The following is a 21,933-nucleotide window of genomic DNA, read 5'->3' as shown; positions in this document are numbered from 1 at the left end:
ACTCCTTTAACTAAGAAAAAAACAGCCTACAAGCTGTTTTTTACTCTTGATTAAAATTTAATTGTACTCCAGGTTGATCCAAAGCAATTTCTGTTACTTCATAAGTTAAGCGTTCAATCATCGCAAATAACGGACGAACTAGCTCATCAATTTCTTCTTTATTTAAGTCTTCTGCAGCTTGGATATTTTTATCCACAACAGTTACTAACTGTCTAATAGCTCCTGTTAAAACAAACTCTTCAAACACTATTTGATAAATCACTCGTAAACCAACTAATGAATTTTCTTTTGGAAACTCTTCTTCTTTAGACATATCAAACGGATTAATTTCAACTTGAATATCTGTTTCTGTATCAGATTGATTGTTGATATCATAATGGAAAGCTTCTACTACTTCTTGTTGACGCATAATATTCATAAATATTAGCACTCCTTTAATTTTTTACCAAATTTTGGTTATGTTATTCATTTTTATCTACTTATTAATTGTAGCTTATATTTTTTGTTTTGTCATGATTTTATAAAGTTTCCTACATAAAAAAAGTTCTCAATAAACTTATTGAGAACTTTTTATTAATTATTCAAATACTGTTTGAGAATCTACTTCTGTTGTTAAAGCTTCTAAAGCTTTTTCAACGATATGTTCCCGTAGTTTTTTCTCATCTTCAAAACTTAATGAAGGATTTCCAAGAGGGTGAGGAATCGCTACCGCCGGTACAATTCTGTTTGCCCCTACTGTTAGTGAAATTGGTACAACTGTACAAATATGCACTACTGGAATACCTGTTTTTTCAATTTCTTTTACCATTGTTGCTCCGCAACGTGTACAGGTTCCTCAGGTGGAGGTTAGAATAACTGCTTGTACTCCGTCTGCAATCAACTCTTTAGCAATAGCTGCTGCATATTTTTTAGCATTAGCTACAGAAGTTCCGTTACCAACTGTACTGTAGAAGTAACGATGTAATTCACCAATTTTACCAGATGCTTCCATATCTCTTAAAACATCAACTGGTAAAACACGGTTAGAATCTTGATTAGCATACATTGGGTCATAACCACCATGAGCAGTTTCATAATAAGCTTTAGCATCAGGATAGTTAGTTCCAGCTAATGTATCAATGCCATCAATGTCGTACTTACCATATTTAGAAGCACTACTTGATTCAATATGATCTGGGTTGCCTTTTGGCACAATTCCGCCAGATGTTACTAGGGCAATCTTCGTTTGACTCAAGTCTTTAATAGCTGGACTTGGATCAACATTATCAAATTCTGGCATTGGATATTCTGTTTGGAATGCTTCGTTGTTTAGTTTTTTAACTAACATATCCGCTGCACGTCTTGCTCCTCTAAATTCTGCTACAAAGTTTTTACGATGACGAACTACATAGCCATCCACTACTGGATCAACTGGTTCATTATGTAATAACTTAGTAATCAATTTAGTCATCGCTGGTACTGCTTTACGCATTGTAGCTGCAGAGTTACCAACTGGTACAATGTAAGCATCTTTTTTATAAATATCTAAACCAGGGTTTTCTTCATACATACCTGTTACGGCTGGAATATCTAATTCTCTAATAACCGCTGCAGTCACTGCTCCACAAGCCATACCATATCTACCTGCGTTAAAAGCTGGGCCTGCAATAACTAAATCTGGTTCAAATGAACGGATCATCTCTAATACTTCAGGAAGAACAGTTTCCATGTTTTCGTTGAAATAGCTATCACCACATACTACTGTTCCAACAATTTCAACATCTTCTCCTAATGCTTTATTAAAAGCCATTCCTGGTCCAATTACTTTGGCTTCTTTGAATGGTTTTGTATCAGCTTTTTCTTCTCCACCAATCCCAGCATAGAATTGGTTAATATAATGTACTACTTTAAAAGTTGCCATTATTGACCTCCTTATCTGTCGTCTCTACTTATATTTAGTTTCCTTTTGCAGACATATGGTTGAAGCCTAGTTCATTTGTTGCTCCTGTAATCGCTTGGATTTCAACTTCAATAGTGCCATCCTCACGTAAACTTCCATCAAATCCACCTGCAATAACATCTACATAATCTAATTGACCAATCAATTTATCCATTGCTGGTAATTCGATCACTTCGTTAGCATTTCCTCCTGTAACACAAGCATCCGCTAACTTATCTGCATCGGCTAAAGACTGACTAGCGCCATCTCGTCCAGCATATTCATCTGTTACAATAACTGTTTTAATATCTTTTTGTTCAATTTTTTTACAGTTCATAATTAAGTCAGTATCTGGGTTACCAAAACCTTCTTGGGTAATAATGACACCATCTAATCCTAAGTATTCAGCTAATTTAGAAGTCCAATCACTTGAACGTTCTTTATCTGCTAAATAAACAGTTTCATTCGTGATAATAACTCCCATGAAGTTTATTTCTTTTCCATGTTTAGCATATAGTTCTTCAATCACTGGGTTGTTTAAGTGATGATAAGTTGTGTTTTTGTCACAAGCTGACACACAGTTACCACTTAAAATAGCACCGTCCATGATTTCAGTTGGATATAAAATAGTTGGAATAATATGTTTAGCATCTGCGCCGTATACATAGGTATCATGTAGAAGTCCTTGTGTTTGTAACATGTACACATATCCCACTTTAGGTAGCTCAGGATACTCAGCAATTTGTTCTAAAAGTGGTTTAGTTTCATAAGTCATCACTTCATCTGGTTCTACATCATGACCTAATTTTCCTACATAATCCGCTACTCTTAATCCTGCAAACCGAACCGCTTGTTCATAACTATGTGGTTCAAGTCCTTCTTTTGGTTCTACTACTAAACAGATATTAATAATTTTAGAGAAAGGTGTTTTTTCTGCTCCTGGACCTGACATGTCCACGATACCTTCTTGGAAACCAACAATCTTTCCAACAGTCATAATGCCACAGCCTTTTAGAGCATGTGTCCGACCGCTACCCACCGTATCCATTTTATTAATAACACCTGGGAATATACCACCTTTAGAGTCCACTTTACAGCGAGGCTCGATCACATCTTTTACTGGAGTAATCCGTGTTTTATCTCCTGGATTTGCGATTTCCACATGACATGAAGCAATACGATCATCTTCTAATACTATTGAGATGATGTCTTGGTCGCAAATATGAAGCGTTCCATCAACAATTTTTGATTCAGTACCAATCACAACTTGATTGATATTAATCTTTCCTAATTCTAATTTCATTTCTTCACCTCAGTTCATATTTTCAAAAACTTACTAGCTAAAAGTACAAAATCGTGTGACGCATAACCACCTCCATTAATTGATTAAATAAAATTTGAGAGTATCCTTTTATAAAGGTAGTTGCATTTGCATACACTCAAATGTACTTCTCATAATGTAGTAATCTACATAGGCAAAATCTTTTAACACTTTTTCGGTCCAATTAGGACGCATTTTGTTCTTCATAAATTTATCATAAACAGCTTCAGCATCTTCGATTAACTCCAAACTAGCTAAATCTGTGTATGGTCGTTGATTATCATCTAAAATAATAGATTTATAATAAGTCTCATTAGGTTTAATGCTCCCACTTAGAGGATGAGTTAATAAGACATAATTATTTTCAATAATGTGTTGTTTTACTATTTGTAAAACTTCTCCGTACTCCACTTCTACATACTCTTTTGGAATACAGTTTATTTTTTCTTCAACCATTGGATTGTTTGTCACTAAAAGCATCTTTTCTCCTCCTAGGCAACACGAAATAAGCGTTCTAATTATCTATGCTACAAATACGTTCATATAACCGGCAACCTATTCCACCTGTTTATATAAAGATCCTTATGCATATTTAGAACACTTTCATCAATTATTCCACAATAAGACAAATTGAATACGAATGAGCAAACCTGTTCATTTTTATTAAAAATTCAGCGATTTAGTTGGTTGAATAATCCTTTAATCATCATAATGAACACCCTTTCATATCTATATGTTGATTGTATCACAATCATGTTATAATTCAAGGGAGTAAAAAAAGAAATGAGGAGTAATTCAGAGGCAAAGTCATTAATTTTTAATGAATATATTTTAATAAAGATAGAATAAAAAGAAGCAATCTGTTAAACAAAAAAATAGCTGACACTCCGAAGAGTCTCAGCTATTTATCTAATCAGATGAATTAAGCGTGGATAGGCATACCTAAAGCAAGTTCTGCTGTATCCATCACAGATTCAGATAGAGAAGGATGTGAGTGAATAGTAAGAGCAATATCTTCCGCATTCATACCAGCTTCGATTGCTAAACCAACTTCAGCAATAATGTCACTAGCATTCACACCGGCAACTTGACAACCAACAATCACATTATCTTCTTTTGTTGTCACTAGACGAACAAAACCATCTGTTTGATTTAGTGATAAAGCTCGGCCATTTCCACCTAATGGGAATTTAGATGCTTTTACATCTAGACCTTTTTCTTTAGCTTCTGCTTCAGTCATACCAACTGAGGCAAGCTCAGGATCTGTAAAGGCTACAGCAGGCATTGCTACATAATCCACTGCCACTGCTTTACCAGAAATAGCTTCTGCAGCAATTTTAGCTTCATAACTTGCTTTATGAGCAAGAGCAGCTCCAGGTACAATATCTCCAATAGCAAAGATAGTAGAAATATTAGTACGTCCTTGATTATCAACCTTCACTAAACCACGGTCAGTCATTTCAATACCAATAACATCTAATCCTAAGTTATCTGTATTAGGACGACGACCAACAGTTACCATCACATAATCTGCTTCAATTGTTTCTTCTTTACCTTTAGCTTCATATGTCACAGTTACGCTGTCACCATTGTCAACAGCTGATTTAGCCATTGCTTTAGTAACAACTTTCATGCCTTTTTTCTTAAATGAACGTTCCACTAATTTAACCATATCTTTTTCAAAGGTTGGTAAAATTTGAGGTGATCCTTCTAAAATAGTTACTTCGGTTCCTAAGTTAGCATAAGCACCACCTAGTTCAGCACCGATAACTCCACCACCAACAATAACTAATTTTTTAGGGATTTCTTTTAAGTTTAAGCCACCAGTTGAGTCAATAATACGTCCACCAAATTTAAAGCCTTTAATTTCGATTGGACGACTACCTGTTGCAACAATCGCATTGTTAAAAGTATATGTTTGAGCACTTTCGCCTTTAATCACACGTAAGTTATGTTCATCAACGAAGAATGCTTCTCCTTCGATAATTTCTACTTTGTTCTTTTTAAGAAGGAATTCAACACCACTTGTCAATTTCTTAACAACTTTATTGTCTTTCCAATCTTGAGTTTTAGAAAAATCAATCGTAACGTCTTTAGTAGAGATACCAAAAACTTCTCCATCTAAAGCATGTTGGTATTGATGTCCTGCATTAATTAACGCTTTAGAAGGAATACATCCAACGTTTAAACAAACGCCACCAATGTATTCACGTTCGATAATGGCAACTTTTTGTCCCATTTGAGCGGCGCGAATAGCAGCAACATATCCACCAGGGCCTGCTCCGATTACAACTGTATCTAATTCAATCGCAAAATCTCCTACTACCATCTTGCCTCACTCTACCCTTCCATTAATAATAATTCTGGATCTGCTAATAAACGTTTAATATTGTTCATTGCTTTTTGTGCTGTTGCTCCGTCTACGATACGGTGGTCAAAGCTGAATGATAATTTCATCATACGACCTACTACAATTTCGCCGTCTTCGTTAACGATTGGTTCTTGTTTAATAGTTCCTACTCCTAAAATAGCTACTTCAGGGTAGTTAATAACTGGTGTAAACCATGAACCACCAACTGAACCAATATTACTAATAGTAATGCTACCATTACGCATGTCAGCAGCTGCTAATTTACCTTCATGAGCTTCTGCGGCTTTTGCGTTAATTTCATCTGCAATATCAAACATACTCTTCATATCTGCATGTTTAACATTTGGCACATATAAACCATGATCTGTATCTGTAGCAATTCCAATATTATAATAATGTTTGTAGACAATTTCGTCTGTTGCATCATCAATTGAAGCATTTAGAACTGGATATTTTTTAACTGTAGCAGTTAAAGCTTTCACCACGTATGGTAAGAATGTTAATTTAGTGCCACGATCAGCTGCAACAGCTTTAAATTTCTTACGGTGATCCCATAATTTAGACACTTCTACTTCATCATGTAACGTAACATGAGGAGCTGTATGTTTACTGTTAACCATTGCTTTAGCAATCGCACGACGTGTTGCTGACATTTTTTCACGAGTTTCTTCTTCAGCAACCCCTACAAATGGTTGAGCTGGTGCTTGTGGTGCTGCTGGTGTAGCAGTAGCTTGTGCTGGTGCTACTTCTGGTGTTGTTTCAGCTGGTGTTGCCACTGATGAACCACCTGCAGCAAACGCATCAATGTCTTCACGAGTAATTCGTCCACCTTTACCAGTTGCTGGTACTAAAGAAATATCAATTCCTTTATCACGAGCATACTGACGAACAGATGGCATAGCTAAAATTCGTTTGTTTGGATCACTAACAGCTACTACACCGCTAGCTACTTCTTGAGTTGAAGTTGCTGGTGCTGATGTTTCAGGTGAAGCTGCTGGTGTTGCCACTGCATCGTTGTGTCCAGGTGCGTCAATTTCTACTAACACATCCCCAACATTAGCCACTGTGCCTTCTGGTACTACCACACTAACTACTTTACCTGTAACAGGTGAAGGAATTTCTTCCACTGATTTATCATTTTGTACTTCTAGTAATGTATCATCTTCGTTGATTGTATCGCCTTCTTTAACGAACCATTTTACGATTTCGCCTTCTGCAATACCTTCTCCGATATCTGGTAATTTAAATTGGAAAACTGCTTTTGCTCCGCTAGCTGCTGGTGCTGGTGCAGCTGGTGTTGCCGCTACTTGTTCAGGTGCGTCAGCTGACTCATGTCCAGGTGCGTCAATTTCTACTAACACATCCCCAACATTAGCTACTGTGCCTTCTGGTACGACTACTTTTAATACTTTACCTGTAACAGGTGAAGGAATTTCTTCCACTGATTTATCATTTTGTACTTCTAGTAATGTATCATCTTCATTGATTGTATCGCCTTCTTTAACGAACCATTTTACGATTTCGCCTTCTGCAATACCTTCTCCGATATCTGGTAATTTAAATTGAAATGCCATGTTTTTGTCTCCCTTTCTGTTCAATTAGAATTCGTGAATTTCTCTCACTTTTGCTTCAATATCTGCCGCATTAGGTAACCAAGCACTTTCAGCTTGACCAAATGGGAATACTGTATCAGGAGCTGATACACGTCCAATAGGAGCTTCCAATGAAAGGATAGCACGTTCTGAAATTTCTGAGACAACTTGTGCGCCTACGCCTGCTTGTTTTTGAGCTTCTTGTACAACTACCACACGTCCTGTTTTTTCAACAGAAGCAATAATTGTTTCTACATCAAGAGGAGCTACTGTACGTAAGTCAACGATTTCTACTGAAATACCGTCTTTTTCTAATTTATCTGCAGCTTTAATTGCTTCACGAACCATTGCACCATAAGTGATAACTGTAACGTCAGTTCCTTCACGTGTAATAGCTGCTTTATCTAAAGGTACTGTATATTCACCTTCAGGCACTTCTTCACGGAATGAACGGTATAACTTCATATGTTCTAAGAAAATAACTGGGTCATTATCTCTAATAGCTGAGATTAATAAACCTTTAGCATCATATGGGTTACTTGGAATAACTACACGCAAACCTGGTGTTTGAGCCATTAAACCTTCTAAGTTGTCAGCGTGAAGTTCAGGTGTATGTACACCACCACCAAAAGGTGCGCGAACTGTAATTGGCATATGACGTGTGCCACCCATACGGTAACGAGTCCGAGACATTTGACCAGCAATAGAATCCATTACTTCAAAAACAAAACCGAAGAATTGGATTTCTGGAACAGGACGATAACCTTCTAATGATAAACCAATAGATAAACCACCAATACCAGATTCTGCTAAAGGTGTATCAAATACACGGTCTTCTCCAAATTTTTCTTGTAACCCTTCTGTTGCACGGAATACTCCGCCATTATGACCAACGTCTTCACCGAATACTAAGACATTTTCATCTTTTTCTAATTCAAGAGCAAGTGCATCTGTAATTGCTTGGATCATTGTTTTTTGTGCCATAATTATTTCGACTCCTTCGCTTCAAATGTTGCAATTTGTTCTTGGATATTTTGTGGAGATACTTCATACATATTTTTCAAGAACTCTGAAATTTTTTGTTTTGGTGCTGCGTCTGCTTCTTTAATTGCTTGTTTAATTTCTTCTTTTGTTTGTTCTACAACAGCTGCTTCTTTTTCTTCTGACCATAAACCTTTTTCAGTTAAGAAAATACGGAAACGAGTTAATGGATCTCTTTCATGCCAGTAATCTTCTTCTTCAGAAGTACGGTATCTCTTAGGATCATCACCTGATAAAGTATGAGGACCGTAACGGAATGTTAAAGTTTCAATTAAAACAGGTCCATTTCCTTCAGCAGACCAATCTCTAGCTTTTTTAGTTACAGCGTAAACAGCTAGTGGATCCATTCCATCAACTTGGATGCCTGGAATTCCAACAGCCACTGCTTTTTGAGCTAATGTTTTAGCTGCTGTTTGTTTAGCACGAGGAGTTGAAATAGCAAAGCCATTGTTTTGGATAAAGAAAACGGCATTAGCTTGGTAAGCACTCGCAAAGTTGATACCTTCGTAGAAATCTCCTTGAGATGAACCACCATCACCTGTGTAAGTAAACACGACATTTTTCTTGCCACGTTTTTTAAGTCCTAAAGCCACACCAGCTGCTTGCACATATTGTGCTCCAATAATAATTTGTGGAGGCATTGCTTTTAAGCTTTCTGGGTAGTTGTTTCCGTCAACGTGTCCACGAGACCATAAGAATGCTTCAGTCAAAGGTAGACCATGTTTAACTAATTGAGGAACATCACGATAACCTGGTAATACGTAGTCTTCTTTTTCCATAGCAAATTGACTTGCTAATTGACTAGCTTCTTGTCCAGCTGTAGGTGCATAGAATCCTAGACGTCCTTGACGGTTTAAAGCAGTTGAACGTTGATCTAAGGTACGCGCCCATACCATATTAGTCATTAATTCAACTAACTCCTCATCAGATAAATCGGGCATTAAATCAGGATTAGTTACCTTTCCGTCTTTGTCTAATACTTGTACTGTTGGGAAATCTGCATTGATGTCTTCTAACAAAGCTTCAAAATCAACAGGACTAATTTTTTTCTTCGCCATTGTTACACAATCCTCTCTCTATTCAATATTTTCCGTTGTTTGTTGCCAAACAGATAGAAAATCTGTATTAATATTTTTTGTTTTTTCATTGATTACACTAATAACTTAACATGGTCTTTTAACTTATGCAACTAATTTGTTTGGAAATAGGCTTCACAAATAAAAACGCTACAAACACCTATGAAACAAAGGGAAGTGAATAATTTCACTTAATATAATTATTACAATTAAAAGTATCCATTTCACAGCATCACTGTATTATAGTACCTTATATTCTGTACTACAACATAGGCTAATAACCTAAATATTACGTGTTATACAAGGGCTTACACTTTTTATTATATCGTTAAGTGAACGTTTAATGCAAAAAAGAACCCTTCTTATAAAAATAAGAAGGGTATTATTTGTTTATTTTCGTTATAAGATTGCGTGAATTTTTTCTTTTAGTTCACCTATATGTTTTTAAGGCTAGCTATCGGCTATAACCATTCTTTATTAACTTTAATATAAATTCTTTTAGCCAATTCTGTGGCAAACATATAAGCAATCACAATCCCAATTAGCCATGGCCAGTAACTACTAGGTAGGCGGGTAAATTTAAAGCCATCTCGAATAGGAGTTGTGACAATTAAAAAACCTGCTAAAATAGCTAATCCACTAGAAATAAGTAAAGGAGTACTTGCTCGGCTTTCAAGGAACGGCACTTTTTCCGTTCTAACAATATGAACTACCATAGTTTGAGTAATTAAACCAACTAAAAACCAACCTGTTTGGAATAAAGACTGATCCGCTATCGTATTAGCTCCAAAGATAAACCACATCACTAAGTAAGTTAAAATATCAAAAATACTGCTAACTGGTCCTATACAAATAGTAAATTTGAACAAGCCTTCTGTTCCCCATTTAACCGGCTTAATAATATCACTTTCATCCACATTATCCCAAGGAGTTGTGAGCTGTGCAAAGTCATAAATTAAGTTTTGAATTAATAGTTGGATAGATAGCATAGGTAAGAAAGGTAAAAAAGCACTAGCAACTAAAACAGAGAATACATTCCCAAAGTTAGAACTAATGGTAATTTTGATATATTTCATCATATTAGTAAAAACACGACGGCCTTCTAAAATACCATCTTCTAACACATTCAAGCTTTTTTGCAGTAAGATGATGGAACTAGCATCTTTGGTTATATCTGCTGCAGTATCCACAGAGATCCCTACATCCGCCTTTCTTAAAGCAGGTGCATCGTTAATACCATCTCCCATAAAGCCTACCGTGTGTCCTTTTTCTTGTAATAAGGTAATAATCCGTGACTTTTGCATAGGAGATAGCTTCGCAAATAAATTAATATGATCTACCTGCTCTTTTAATTCTAAATCAGTCATCTCTGCAATCTGACTACCAATTAATACTTGGTCCACTTCAATTCCTACATCTTGACACACTTTTCTAGAAACAATCTCATTATCGCCAGTTAATACTTTAACTGCTACCCCGTGCTCATGTAATGAAGAAATGGCAGTAACTGCTGATTGTTTAGCTGGATCTAAAAAGCCAACAAATCCAATTAACACCATATTTTCTTCATCTTTCACTGTGTAGATTGGTTCAGTATGAATGTCTTTACGGTAAGCAACTGCAATCACTCGCATACCTTGTTCATTCATCTTCACATTTACTGCACGCATTTCTTTTCTAATCTCATCGGTTAATTCAATAATTTCTCCGTTAATCTCCGCATGGGTACAAACTTCTCCCATTTCTTCTACAGCACCTTTAGTTACCATAATATGGTGATCTTCTAACGTTACTGCTACAGTCAAACGTCTTCTAGAAAAATCAAACGGAATTTCATCAATTTTTTCGACTTGATCAAATAAACGATTATCTCGTTTGCCTTCGTAATAGTTCATCACAGCATGATCAATCAAGTTGCGCCAACCAGTTTGAAACTTAGAATTAATGTAAGCATAGTCTAATACCCGTTCATCATCATCCCCTAACGGATTCACATGCTCCACTAAAACTACTCGGTCTTCTGTGATAGTTCCTGTTTTATCTGTACACAAAACATCCATACTGCCTAAGTTTTGAATAGAAGCTAATTCTTTAACAATCACTTGTTTCTTAGAAAGACTAAGAGCACCTTTAGCTAAATTACTAGTAACAATCATTGGCAACATTTCAGGAGTTAACCCTACTGCTACAGCTATGGCAAAGAAAAATGCTTGATCCCAATCTCCTTTAGTAAAGCCATTTAACAAAAGAACAACTGGAAACAAGACAGCTACCATTCTAAGTAACAACTTACTTACTTTAGAAATACCCACATCAAAAGCCGTATCTCCTCTTTCTCCTGTGGCAGTTTTAGCAATATCCCCAAAGAAAGTTTGATCTCCTGTTCTTAAAATAATGGCTTTACCTTGTCCACTTAACACATCCGTTCCCATAAATACTAAATCTTGCATATCTAATGCGGTTAAGTCTTCATCTCGTTTAACTTTTTCATCAATACCTGCTTCAACAAATTTTTCCACAGGCATAGACTCTCCTGTTAAAGAAGACTGGTTGATAAACAAGTCATTTGTCCAAATTAAAACAGCATCTGCTGGAATCATATCCCCAGTTGAAAGAGAGACAATATCTCCTGGAACTACTTCATCCATGGGAATTTCTTCTGTTTTTCCTTCACGGGTAATAGCACATGTATTTTCAATCAATTCTTTTAAATCAAAACTCGCTTTTTGAGACCGGTAATCTTGAATAAATTGAATAATAACACTACATAAAATCATAATGCCCATAATAATCGCTGCTTCATAATCTTTTGTTAGAGCTGAAACAACTAGAAGTAAGGCCAAAACATAAACAAAAGGATCTTTAAAACAATAAAGCAATAATTTCCAAGCTGGAATAGGACTTTGAGCCGCTACTTCATTAGGACCATATTCTTCTAATCGTTTCGCTGCATCTTCTTCAGATAAACCTTCTGGAGAGGTGCGAAATTCCATCATTAATTCTCTCTCAGATAAAGCTGCTAGCTTTTTTAATTCTAAATCTTTACTTTCTTGACGATTCAACCGTTTTGTTTCTTCTTTTTTAGTTACTTTTTTCATTCGTCATTCCTCACTTTCTTCAATAGATTAGCGAGAAAACGTTATAAGTCACTGACACGAGTGGGGGAAATGACTTATTTCCTTCTCTCGCCTTCGACTACTTCCAGGCTCTTTTGGTTCATTGGTACTGCGGGACATTTTCCTCACCCTTTCGTGTAAGTATTCTCATAATTAAACAAAAAATGCACCCTCGACAATCGAGAGTGCATACGAAAAATCTAATCAAATAGCTCGTAAGTTAATCTCTACGTCGAGTTTTAGCACTATATAGCTTAGACAAATTGGTCAGCTACATTAGAAAAAGCCTTGTTCGACAATTTCAGTTGACCCATTGGCGTCTCTCGACATTTTTGGGCAGTAGCGTATTTCTATATAGGAGCCTCACCTAACAGATTTATTTAATTACATTACAATATAAGTGTAGGAGGTATGTGGATAAATGTCAATAACAACTTACAACCAATCTTGGTCTTTACTTGTTGATAAACAGCTAGCCATAAAATAAACCACTCTAGTTAGTAAAACAGATGTGTTCATCTATTACTCCTTTTATCTATTGTAACTCTTTTTATTTCTTTTTGACAAGAATTTACTTGTCTTCCCAAATCTTTAGAATTTTTTTTAACTTTGCCATTATCCTAGGAAGATGTTGATCTTCTAAGTTAGCATAGTTCACACGGAAACTTTGACTATCTGCCCCAAATAAAAAACTAGGCATAACTAAAAGTTCTTGATGAATAAATAAGTCATAATCTTTTTTAGTTAAACGTTTATGAGGATAGGTTAGCCATAAATAATACCCACCTTTTGGAATGAAATAAGTAAATGCAGTGGGGCATTCTTTTTCTAATTGCTGAATAAACTGCTGTTGCTTCTTAACTAACTGGGCTCTTAAATCTTCTAATTGTCCGTGCTTCATTAAGCCTTTAAGAGCATCATAAGCCAGTACTTGAGGGAAAATACTCATAGAAAAGTCCATCGCCTGACGCGCTTTTGTTAATTGTTCTAACACTTGGACTGGAGCGCTGATCCAACCAATTTTAGTGGTTGAGCCAAGTATTTTAGATAACGACCCTATGTAGATAACATTATCAAAATCTAGCTGTTTTAATTGGGTGGGTCTATCTTTCTTTTCTATATATAATTGACCAAATACGTCATCTTCTACTACTGGAATTTGATAAGAACGACATACATTTAATAATTTTTTCCGGTAAGAAAGTCCTAACAGATACCCTGTTGGATTTTGAAAGTTAGGATTCGTAAACATCATCTTGATTTTTTTTCTAACAATTAAATCTTCTAATTGGTCTAAATCCATTCCTGTCTCTGAAACAGGTACACCATATACACGTATACCTGCTGCTTGGAAAATAGGTAGGGCATAAAAAAAAGAAGGCTGCTCAATCGCCACTGCATCCCCTGGAGCTAAAAGAACTTGAATCAGTAAAAACAAAGCTTGCTGGGCGCCTGAAGTTAAAAGTAGCTGAGAAGCTGGCAACGTTAACTGATTTTCTTCAGTCAAAAAAGCCGCTACTTTTTCTCTTAAAGGTAGATAACCTAGAATGTCTTCTTGTTCTTCTTCTTGAATAAATTCTTTCCAAGTGATATTAGGTAAATCGATGCTTGGAATAAGGGATAAAGGCAAATCACCTGTTGCCAAATTATCCACTGTTTCACTTTTTGGTACTTGTTTTATCTTAGTTAAATACGGTTCTTCTTGATTGAAGGCCCCTTGCGTTAAATATTCTTTCCAATTAGCAGTAAATCCTGTATAACGTCCCCATTTTTCAGGATTTACCCGGGTGCCACTTCCTTGTTTTCTAATAAGAACCCCTTTTGAGGTCAGCTCATCTAAAGCTCTGACAACCGTTGACCGGTTAACTTCTAAAAGTTCTGCTAATTTACGTTCAGGAGGCAGTAGGTCTCCTGGTAATAATTTTCCTGTTTGAATATTGGTTAATACTAACTGAATAATTTGTTGATATAACGGTTCAGTTGTTGTTCTATCTAATTGCCACATACTAATCTCCCTTTTAATTGGATGGTTTAAATATACCCCAATTGGCTCTTTTTATCAAAATAATAAAGGGGTATGATTAATTTTAAACACGTTTACTTTAGGAGGCTTTATCTTGATTAAAAAAGTATTATCAATTGCTGGATCTGACTCTGGGGGAGGAGCAGGTATCCAAGCTGATTTAAAAACCTTTCAGGAATTTGGCACTTTTGGCCTAACTTGTATCACTAGCATTATGGCATTTAACCCTGACAATCATCAATACACCCTTACCCCTATGTCAGAACAACTTATCCACCAACAATTATTAAATAATTTTGCAGGAGGCTCTTTAGATGCTATAAAAACCGGTTTATTAGGTCACCCTGCAGTTGCAGAGAGAATTCACTATTTTATTCAAACTTATGGTCAAAAAAAGCTAATCGTTGATCCGGTTTTAGTAGGAAAAGGTCCTAGTGATTTATTACAACAAGAGAATATCCACGCCCTTAGTCACTATTTACTTCCTAAAGCAACCATAGTTACTCCTAATTTAATTGAGGCAGGTATTCTTTCAGAACAAGGAGAAATTACTTCGATTGACCAATTAAAAAAGTCCGCTAGAAGTCTCTATCAATTAGGACCTGCATCCGTTTTAATAAAAGGTGGTAACCGACTACCAGGTGAAATGGCTATTGATCTGTTATATGATGGAACAGATTATACCTTTTTCAAGTCTCCTAAAGTTAACACGAGCAGTAATCACGGAGCAGGCTGTAGTTTTAGTGCAGCATTAACCGCCTGTTTAGCCCGGAATATTCCTTTAAAGGAAGCCATCGCCTTAGCCAAAGACTACGTAACTTCCGGCATTCAGCAAGGGGTCTTTCTCACCCCGGACATTGGCTACTTATGGCATGGTCATTATTATCAAACTGATCAACGACTCACTTCTAAGGAGGAACATCATGAAACAAACTAGTACTCGTTCAATTATTTTAATGGCGCTTTTTGCTACTTTAACTGTTATAGGAACAACTATCCGAATTCCTATGCCTGCAGCGATTGGTGCCCCCTTTATCCATTTAGGTAATGCAGTCTTACTTTTAGCAGTTCTTCTTTTAGGTTATAAAAAAGGAGCTCTAGCAGGTGGTTTAGGTTTCGCTATCTTTGATTGTTTAAATGGATATGCTGCTGAAGCCCCGTATTTTATTTTAGAAAGTTTTATTGTAGGTGGCGTGGCAGCTCTTATCTTTAAAGCCTTGCACAAAAAAGAGGATCATCTTTCTACTATTTTATTAGTTGCCTTTGGAGCAGGTTTAGCCAAGATTGGCATGACTTTTTCCAAAAATCTTGTACTAGCCTTATTAATGGGCACAAAAATGCAGGCTGCTGTTGTTTTAGCTACCACTTCTTTACCTGCTACTATCGTTAATAGTCTATCTACATTAATCATAGTAACCATTTTGTATTTGCCACTAAAAAAAATTATGAACCAAACTTTCCACTAATAAACAACTTAAATAAATAAAAACTGTCTGTTACTTATTTAGCTTATAAAAACTAAGTAACAGACACTTTTTTTATTATTAATCAGTTAAACCATCTGATTTTTACGCAATAAAGGCATAAGTAATACTCGACTATCAGCTGCTACTTTTCTAACTTCCAATTGAATTCCTTGTTCATCTAAATAACTAAAGGCAGCCACATCTGCTTGATTAACTGCTACAGCGTTAGTAATCATGCGTTTTCCTTCTGAAAAAGACATACCGCCAATATTAACAGATTCAATCTTAACGCCACCTTTAACAACCCTTTCTACATCAGTTGGGTTGGTGAAAAGCAACATCGCTTTAAATCCATCAAAGCGGGAATCTGGGTAAATTTCAATCATTTTACTTACAGGAATAACATTAGCCTGGACCCCTAAAGGAGCAGCTTGTTTTAAAAGTGTTTTTCTTAAATGATCTTTGGCTACCTCATCACTAACTACTAAAATATGATTTACTTTGGCTAATTTTGCCCAAACGGTAGCAACTTGACCATGAATTAAGCGGTCATCAATTCGAACTAAGCGAATAGACATACTCATCTTACTTCCTCCTATTCATTCTCTGCCTGTAACAATTGAACAATATAGTATATTTCTGCTACTGGTAATTTAATTAAAAATGTTTCTTCTAAATAAGTTATGCCTGGAATAATCTGCTGATAAATATCTTGCCACATTTTCTCTTTTAATAACTCTTCTCCTGCTGTTAACGTATCTCCTGTCATAATCCGTTCTAACATACCAGCCAAGTGCATCACCATTGTAATAGTAAAAGAGTAGTCAAAACTTTGTGCCAAGCATTGTCCAAAAAGTTCTGTCCCTTGCCAAAAAATAGGCAACACTTTAGTAGGATTAATAAAGGTAAAGCTTTCTGTCATATAATGAAGACAAACTTGTTTAGCACTGGTTTCATCTAAAGTCATCTCAGCTTCTTTTGATTGCAATTGGTGATGAACAATGTCTACAATTCGTTGTTCCCCTTGACTACTAAATAATTGCTCCATAGTTATAAACGGTACCTCAATATCTGGTTGAATAACACCTGCTGTGGCTATAATTCGGTATTCCTGCTCAATGTGTGCTATTTGCTCTTTCATATTAACAAGAGAAATCGTCAACACTTTTATATCTTCTTCTAAAATTTGACTTAAAGAGGTCTCTATTTTGTGTTTTATCTGAACTGCCGTACCTTCTCCTGATGCACAAACTGCTACAATAGCTTTAGGTTTTCCTAAAAGCGAACCAGATAAATTAGAATTAACTAGTAAAGAAGAAGGAGCTGCCATATAACCACGGAATTTTTTCAGTGAGTCAGCTAGTTCTCTTAGATTAGTCTCTAGTAAAGAGGTTTTGCGAGCTGCCTCTAGTACAATCGGAGTCGTCACCATATCAACTGTGGCCACCTTAATACCAGTACGCTCCTCAATTTCTTCAGAAAAGGTCACTAAAGATCCCATATCTACTAGAAGAACTACGCCACTTCCTTCATCCACTTCTATAACAGACTGAATAATTCTCTCTAGGGCATGACGTGGGTCCATTTCAAGTGGCATGTCTACTCCTCTAATATTATCAACACTTAAAAGACCTTTCACTACTTGTACCATACTAGTAGCTGTACTTTTTCCGTGGGCTGCCACTACAATACCAATCCGTCCTGACATCTTTTCTTCTTGAAGTGAAGCTAATAAAACTGTTAAATAATAAACTTCAGCTTCAGGCACTTTCACTTGATAATAAGTTTGAATTTTATCTTTAATGCCTTTAGCAACTTGCAGTTCATTAGGGTAGGCTTCCACCATGTTTTTAATATTCACATTAATTCGGCGTTTACTTTGACCATACTCAATTTGTTTTAAAAAGGAGCTAATGTGCATCCCCATCGCATAAATAAAACTAGCTGGATATAGATAATCCAAAGCTTGACAAGCATAATCATAAATTTCCTTCGTCAACTTAATAATTTGTTCATCTAAAATATCTTCTAATTTATTTTCTGCATCAAAGGTTAGCTGACTATCTTTATAAAAAGATTTTAAATGAACATTAATATCCGTCATAATAAAATTATTAATGTTTTCTTGGTCCATTCCTTCCATTTCTAACAGAGCGGCCTTATCTCCTATAATGTCATATAAATTATAAGGCAATTCATAGGGATCTTCTGCTATTGGCAACAAACTCTCACCTGGTGTTACTAGCATTTGTGGCTCTAAATATTGAGTCATGTCCTTTAATAGTTGCCGGTTACTAACCAAGTGAATAATGCCATCTTTAATACTAGGCGTTAATTCATTGACTGTAATACTCACTTCTTCTTTTCCAATACTATTTAAAAATCCCCTAGCACACACTAACTGGACATTGGATTTTAATTGTCCAATATTGCCTAAAGTCACACTTCCAATTAAGCCTTTCACCGCATCTTCATCAATCAAAATACGCCGGTAAATACGGTTAGCCTCTAAAGTTAGTAAGGTTCTAAGTAAGGTAATTTGTTCTTTAGCGGGACGTTCATTGAAATTAGGAAGTTGAATAACTATCGGTATTCTCCTCACAAATGTTCCTAATAAAGCAGATTCTGGATTTTCCGTTGTGGCACAAATAATTCGGACACTCGCTTTTCTATTTTTATTCGTTTCTCCTAAACGATTGTATAGACCATGATCCAATAAATAAAAAATCATTTCTTGTCCTTCTGGAGGTAAACGATGGACTTCATCCAAGAAAAGCATTCCTCCATCTGCCTCACTAACCAATCCGTCTTTATCCTCCTCAGCCCCAGTAAAAGACCCTTTACAGTAACCAAATAAATGGCTCATCAACAACTCTGGATTATGCGCATAATCCGCACAGTTAAACACAACTAATTTTTCAGACTTATTATGAATTAACTGATGAGCTTTAGCATATTCAAACATTGTGTGGGCAAAAAAAGTCTTCCCTGTACCAGTCCCTCCAGTAATCAAGCAGTTTAACCCTTTTGGCGGATACAAGACTGCAGCTTTTGCTTGTTCCACTTGAACTTTCATACTACCATTGGAGCCAATTAATTCATTAAAAATACTTTTTCCTTTTTGAATAGAGGATGCTTGTTGCATATTTATCTGTTCTGCTTTTAACGGCTCTTTGTAAGATGGTACTGCACTAGTTAACGGCTCTCTTTGTTTTTCCTTTATATCTAAATAATGAACAGGGCGAGTGGTAGTTTTAAACAATTTCCCTTGGGCTACCAATTGATTCAAATCTTTGCTAGCATTAGAGCGGTGAATAGTTAAAGCTTGAGCTACTTCAGCAGTTGTCACCCCTGTTGGAGGTTGTTGAGTCTGAGTGACCTCCAATACATATTGATAAACTTTTTCAATCCTTTTCATCTTCTCACCATTTTTCTTATTCTATCTATCATTATAATGAATCCACATAAAAAGTCGATACACTTACTAAGAGTGTATCGACTTTTTTTAACCCATTAAAAAATATCACCATTAAAAATAGAATTTTTAACCACAACATAATCTACTTTTCTAATTGCTTCTAAATCATTTCCCCCTGCGTAAGAAATAGATGATTGTAAATCTTGTTCCATTTCAACTAGGGTATCTTCTAGTGACCCTTTAAACGGAATCCAGATTTTCTTACCTTCCACATTTTTCTTCTCACCTTTTTGGAATTCAGAGGCACTTCCAAAATACTCTTTATAGACAACCCCATCTTCTACTTTCGTTTCCCCTGGAGACTCTTCATGGCCTGCAAACAACGAGCCAATCATTACCATAGTTGCTCCAAACCGAATAGATTTCGCAATATCACCATGTGTCCGAATACCACCATCAGCAATAATCGGTTTTCTAGCTGCCTTACTACAACGGCGCACTGCAGCTAATTGCCAACCACCTGTACCAAAACCTGTTTTAAGCTTCGTAATGCAGACTTTCCCTGGACCAATCCCAACTTTAGTAGCATCAGCTCCTACGGCTTCTAACTCACGAACAGCTTCAGGAGTTCCAACGTTCCCTGCAATCACAAACGTATCAGGTAACTGTTTTTTTATGTACTGAATCATATTAATAACAGAGTTAGAATGACCGTGAGCAATATCAATTGTTATATAATCTGGAACCAATTGAAGACTCGCTAATTCATCCACAAACTTATATTCATTCTCTTTTACCCCAATGCTAATAGAGGAGATTAACTTTTGTTCCTTCATTCTTTTGATGAAAGGCAGCCTCGCTGCTTCATCAAACCGATGCATAATGTAAAAATAACCATTTTTAGCTAACCATTCTGCAATATTTTCATCCACTATCGTCTGCATATTAGCTGGTACTACTGGCATCTTAAATGTATGTTTACCTAATGTTACCCGTGTATCGCACTCAGATCGACTGTTAACAATACATTTATTAGGTACTAATTGCACATCTTCATAATCAAAAATTTTCATCTTGAAATCCTCCTAAATGAATCTCAATATTTTAAAAATACGAACGTTCTATAACTAAGGATATAGAACGTTTGTTTCCTATGATAATTTACACTATTACAGACAATAAAGCAAGTCTTTTCTATTATTTTTATAAATTATTTGTCTTTATAAAAAACAAAAAAAGACTTAGAATATTCCAAGTCTTTCAGATTAACTGGGCTAGCTGGATTCGAACCAACGAATGACGGAGTCAAAGTCCGTTGCCTTACCGCTTGGCTATAGCCCAATATAAAGGGCGACTGATGGGAATCGAACCCACGAATGCCGGAGCCACAATCCGGTGCGTTAACCACTTCGCCACAATCGCCATATAAATTACTCATAAAAAAGCACCAGCCCAAGACTGGTGAAATACCGGCGGCCGGGGTCGAACCGGCACGCCCTTAACGGGCATTGGATTTTGAGTCCAACGCGTCTGCCAATTCCGCCACGCCGGCAAAATAAGGCGGTAACCGGATTTGAACCGATGATAAAGGTTTTGCAGACCTCTGCCTTACCACTTGGCTATACCGCCTTCATACAATTAAAAAAAACTGGGCTAGCTGGATTCGAACCAACGAATGACGGAGTCAAAGTCCGTTGCCTTACCGCTTGGCTATAGCCCAATAAAAATAGGCGACTGATGGGAATCGAACCCACGAATGCCGGAGCCACAATCCGGTGCGTTAACCACTTCGCCACAATCGCCATATAATGGCAGGGGTAGCAGGAATTGAACCCACACTAACGGTTTTGGAGACCGCTGTTCTACCTTTAAACTATACCCCTAACTAAAAAATGGAGGAAAGTGGATTCGAACCACTGAACCCTAAGGAACGGATTTACAGTCCGTCGCGTTTAGCCACTTCGCTATTCCTCCAAATGGTGGCTCGGGACAGAATCGAACTGCCGACACACGGAGCTTCAATCCGTTGCTCTACCAACTGAGCTACCGAGCCATGGCGGTTCCGACGGGAATCGAACCCGCGATCTCCTGCGTGACAGGCAGGCATGTTAACCCCTACACCACAGAACCACACTGCTATTTAATTATCAAGTAATAACTTGAATGACCCGTACGGGACTCGAACCCGTGTTACCGCCGTGAAAGGGCGGTGTCTTAACCGCTTGACCAACGGGCCATAAGACATAATATTTATAACTAACGGAGAGTAAGGGATTCGAACCCTTGAGACAGTTATTACCGCCTACATGATTTCCAATCATGCTCCTTCGGCCAGCTCGGACAACTCTCCAAGATTCATACCTACTCTAATAAATTAGTTAGTAACTCCGGCAGTAGGACTCGAACCTACGACATCATGATTAACAGTCATGCGCTACTACCAACTGAGCTATGCCGGAATAAAGCGTGGCAACGTCCTACTCTCACAGGGGGAAACCCCCAACTACCATCGGCGCTAAGAAGCTTAACTTCTGTGTTCGGCATGGGAACAGGTGTATCCTTCTTGCTATCGCCACCACACTATGTTGTTG

The 21,933-nt window shown here is 36.7% G+C and carries 15 protein-coding genes, 13 tRNA genes, 1 rRNA gene and 1 riboswitch; of the genes, 2 read left to right on the top strand and 27 right to left on the bottom strand.

The window, feature by feature from the left end; all coding sequences use genetic code 11:
• Positions 1 to 40: 40 nt before the first annotated feature.
• From C7P63_RS00145 to C7P63_RS00100, 10 genes are all read right to left on the bottom strand, one after another.
• Entirely contained in the window at positions 41 to 418 is a 378-nt protein-coding gene (locus C7P63_RS00145) for a DUF1149 family protein (RefSeq protein ID WP_125942141.1), read from the bottom strand.
• 159 nt (positions 419 to 577) lie between these two features.
• Positions 578 to 1,900, bottom strand: a complete 1,323-nt coding sequence (gene grdB, locus C7P63_RS00140; protein WP_125942140.1) for a glycine reductase complex selenoprotein B — start codon at positions 1,898 to 1,900, stop codon at positions 578 to 580.
• Between the two features lie 34 nt (positions 1,901 to 1,934).
• Positions 1,935 to 3,221, bottom strand: a complete 1,287-nt coding sequence (locus C7P63_RS00135) for a glycine/sarcosine/betaine reductase component B subunit (RefSeq protein WP_125942139.1) — start codon at positions 3,219 to 3,221, stop codon at positions 1,935 to 1,937.
• A 108-nt stretch (positions 3,222 to 3,329) separates the two neighbouring features.
• The gene (locus C7P63_RS00130; protein ID WP_125942138.1) at positions 3,330 to 3,719 is read right to left on the bottom strand and encodes a GrdX family protein; all 390 of its coding nucleotides are present in this window, start codon (positions 3,717 to 3,719) and stop codon (positions 3,330 to 3,332) included.
• Between the two features lie 442 nt (positions 3,720 to 4,161).
• A complete protein-coding gene (gene lpdA / locus C7P63_RS00125; protein ID WP_125942137.1) occupies positions 4,162 to 5,568 on the bottom strand; it encodes a dihydrolipoyl dehydrogenase in 1,407 nt (468 codons plus the stop codon).
• 11 nt (positions 5,569 to 5,579) lie between these two features.
• The gene (locus C7P63_RS00120) at positions 5,580 to 7,184 is read right to left on the bottom strand and encodes a dihydrolipoyllysine-residue acetyltransferase (protein WP_125942136.1); all 1,605 of its coding nucleotides are present in this window, start codon (positions 7,182 to 7,184) and stop codon (positions 5,580 to 5,582) included.
• A gap of 24 nt (positions 7,185 to 7,208) precedes the next feature.
• A complete protein-coding gene (locus tag C7P63_RS00115; RefSeq protein ID WP_125942135.1) occupies positions 7,209 to 8,186 on the bottom strand; it encodes an alpha-ketoacid dehydrogenase subunit beta in 978 nt (325 codons plus the stop codon).
• Between the two features lie 2 nt (positions 8,187 to 8,188).
• The gene (pdhA, locus tag C7P63_RS00110; RefSeq protein WP_125942134.1) at positions 8,189 to 9,301 is read right to left on the bottom strand and encodes a pyruvate dehydrogenase (acetyl-transferring) E1 component subunit alpha; all 1,113 of its coding nucleotides are present in this window, start codon (positions 9,299 to 9,301) and stop codon (positions 8,189 to 8,191) included.
• A gap of 479 nt (positions 9,302 to 9,780) precedes the next feature.
• Positions 9,781 to 12,417 (bottom strand): magnesium-translocating P-type ATPase, encoded by a 2,637-nt coding sequence (gene mgtA / locus C7P63_RS00105; RefSeq protein ID WP_125942133.1) that lies wholly within the window; start codon positions 12,415 to 12,417, stop codon positions 9,781 to 9,783.
• A 235-nt stretch (positions 12,418 to 12,652) separates the two neighbouring features.
• Positions 12,653 to 12,817, bottom strand: a riboswitch (M-box (ykoK) riboswitch).
• Between the two features lie 189 nt (positions 12,818 to 13,006).
• Complete coding sequence (locus C7P63_RS00100) at positions 13,007 to 14,440, bottom strand: aminotransferase-like domain-containing protein (RefSeq protein WP_125942132.1); 1,434 nt, start codon at positions 14,438 to 14,440, stop codon at positions 13,007 to 13,009.
• A 112-nt stretch (positions 14,441 to 14,552) separates the two neighbouring features.
• Here C7P63_RS00100 and thiD point away from each other — a divergent pair, with 112 nt between their 5' ends.
• Positions 14,553 to 15,395 carry a bifunctional hydroxymethylpyrimidine kinase/phosphomethylpyrimidine kinase gene (thiD, locus tag C7P63_RS00095; protein ID WP_125942131.1) on the top strand — a complete coding sequence of 281 codons (843 nt, stop codon included), beginning with the start codon at positions 14,553 to 14,555 and terminating at the stop codon, positions 15,393 to 15,395.
• Positions 15,382 to 15,924 carry an ECF transporter S component gene (locus C7P63_RS00090; RefSeq protein WP_125942130.1) on the top strand — a complete coding sequence of 181 codons (543 nt, stop codon included), beginning with the start codon at positions 15,382 to 15,384 and terminating at the stop codon, positions 15,922 to 15,924. The genes thiD and C7P63_RS00090 overlap by 14 nt, the downstream gene beginning before the upstream one ends.
• An 86-nt stretch (positions 15,925 to 16,010) precedes the next feature.
• Here the strand turns inward: C7P63_RS00090 and C7P63_RS00085 are convergent, their stop codons facing one another.
• From C7P63_RS00085 to rrf, 17 genes are all read right to left on the bottom strand, one after another.
• Positions 16,011 to 16,508, bottom strand: a complete 498-nt coding sequence (locus C7P63_RS00085) for a mannose/fructose/sorbose PTS transporter subunit IIB (protein ID WP_125942129.1) — start codon at positions 16,506 to 16,508, stop codon at positions 16,011 to 16,013.
• A gap of 11 nt (positions 16,509 to 16,519) precedes the next feature.
• On the bottom strand, positions 16,520 to 19,342 hold the full coding sequence (locus C7P63_RS00080) for a sigma-54-dependent transcriptional regulator (RefSeq protein ID WP_125942128.1): 2,823 nt from the start codon (positions 19,340 to 19,342) through the stop codon (positions 16,520 to 16,522).
• A gap of 95 nt (positions 19,343 to 19,437) precedes the next feature.
• Entirely contained in the window at positions 19,438 to 20,415 is a 978-nt protein-coding gene (locus C7P63_RS00075; RefSeq protein WP_125942127.1) for a GMP reductase, read from the bottom strand.
• 196 nt (positions 20,416 to 20,611) lie between these two features.
• Positions 20,612 to 20,683: transfer RNA gene (locus C7P63_RS00070), tRNA-Gln, on the bottom strand.
• Between the two features lie 8 nt (positions 20,684 to 20,691).
• Positions 20,692 to 20,764, bottom strand: a tRNA-His gene (locus C7P63_RS00065).
• Between the two features lie 45 nt (positions 20,765 to 20,809).
• Positions 20,810 to 20,894 (bottom strand) — tRNA-Leu (locus tag C7P63_RS00060).
• A gap of 6 nt (positions 20,895 to 20,900) precedes the next feature.
• Positions 20,901 to 20,971 (bottom strand) — tRNA-Cys (locus C7P63_RS00055).
• Between the two features lie 19 nt (positions 20,972 to 20,990).
• A tRNA-Gln gene (locus C7P63_RS00050) sits at positions 20,991 to 21,062 on the bottom strand.
• 9 nt (positions 21,063 to 21,071) lie between these two features.
• Positions 21,072 to 21,144, bottom strand: a tRNA-His gene (locus C7P63_RS00045).
• 7 nt (positions 21,145 to 21,151) lie between these two features.
• A tRNA-Trp gene (locus C7P63_RS00040) sits at positions 21,152 to 21,225 on the bottom strand.
• A gap of 10 nt (positions 21,226 to 21,235) precedes the next feature.
• Positions 21,236 to 21,316, bottom strand: a tRNA-Tyr gene (locus C7P63_RS00035).
• A 3-nt stretch (positions 21,317 to 21,319) separates the two neighbouring features.
• Positions 21,320 to 21,395, bottom strand: a tRNA-Phe gene (locus C7P63_RS00030).
• Between the two features lies 1 nt (position 21,396).
• Positions 21,397 to 21,472 (bottom strand) — tRNA-Asp (locus tag C7P63_RS00025).
• A gap of 34 nt (positions 21,473 to 21,506) precedes the next feature.
• Positions 21,507 to 21,578, bottom strand: a tRNA-Glu gene (locus C7P63_RS00020).
• A 24-nt stretch (positions 21,579 to 21,602) separates the two neighbouring features.
• A tRNA-Ser gene (locus tag C7P63_RS00015) sits at positions 21,603 to 21,692 on the bottom strand.
• A gap of 35 nt (positions 21,693 to 21,727) precedes the next feature.
• Positions 21,728 to 21,801 (bottom strand) — tRNA-Asn (locus C7P63_RS00010).
• Between the two features lie 5 nt (positions 21,802 to 21,806).
• Positions 21,807 to 21,922 (bottom strand): 5S ribosomal RNA (gene rrf / locus C7P63_RS00005).
• Positions 21,923 to 21,933 lie beyond the last annotated feature (11 nt).

The sequence above is a fragment of the Vagococcus humatus genome, from assembly GCF_003950325.1.
In the GTDB taxonomy this organism is placed as follows: Bacteria; Bacillota; Bacilli; order Lactobacillales; family Vagococcaceae; genus Vagococcus_C; species Vagococcus_C humatus.
This window is presented reverse-complemented; position numbering and strand designations above follow the sequence as displayed.

Coding starts and splice junctions, on each gene's coding strand:
- C7P63_RS00075 (WP_125942127.1), bottom strand. CDS start 20,415: ATGAAAATTTTTGATTATGAAGATGTGCAATTAGTACCTAATAAATGT.
- C7P63_RS00080 (WP_125942128.1), bottom strand. CDS start 19,342: ATGAAAAGGATTGAAAAAGTTTATCAATATGTATTGGAGGTCACTCAG.
- C7P63_RS00115 (WP_125942135.1), bottom strand. CDS start 8,186: ATGGCACAAAAAACAATGATCCAAGCAATTACAGATGCACTTGCTCTT.
- mgtA (WP_125942133.1), bottom strand. CDS start 12,417: ATGAAAAAAGTAACTAAAAAAGAAGAAACAAAACGGTTGAATCGTCAA.
- C7P63_RS00120 (WP_125942136.1), bottom strand. CDS start 7,184: ATGGCATTTCAATTTAAATTACCAGATATCGGAGAAGGTATTGCAGAA.
- C7P63_RS00135 (WP_125942139.1), bottom strand. CDS start 3,221: ATGAAATTAGAATTAGGAAAGATTAATATCAATCAAGTTGTGATTGGT.
- C7P63_RS00145 (WP_125942141.1), bottom strand. CDS start 418: ATGAATATTATGCGTCAACAAGAAGTAGTAGAAGCTTTCCATTATGAT.
- C7P63_RS00085 (WP_125942129.1), bottom strand. CDS start 16,508: ATGAGTATGTCTATTCGCTTAGTTCGAATTGATGACCGCTTAATTCAT.
- pdhA (WP_125942134.1), bottom strand. CDS start 9,301: ATGGCGAAGAAAAAAATTAGTCCTGTTGATTTTGAAGCTTTGTTAGAA.
- C7P63_RS00100 (WP_125942132.1), bottom strand. CDS start 14,440: ATGTGGCAATTAGATAGAACAACAACTGAACCGTTATATCAACAAATT.
- C7P63_RS00090 (WP_125942130.1), top strand. CDS start 15,382: ATGAAACAAACTAGTACTCGTTCAATTATTTTAATGGCGCTTTTTGCT.
- C7P63_RS00130 (WP_125942138.1), bottom strand. CDS start 3,719: ATGCTTTTAGTGACAAACAATCCAATGGTTGAAGAAAAAATAAACTGT.
- lpdA (WP_125942137.1), bottom strand. CDS start 5,568: ATGGTAGTAGGAGATTTTGCGATTGAATTAGATACAGTTGTAATCGGA.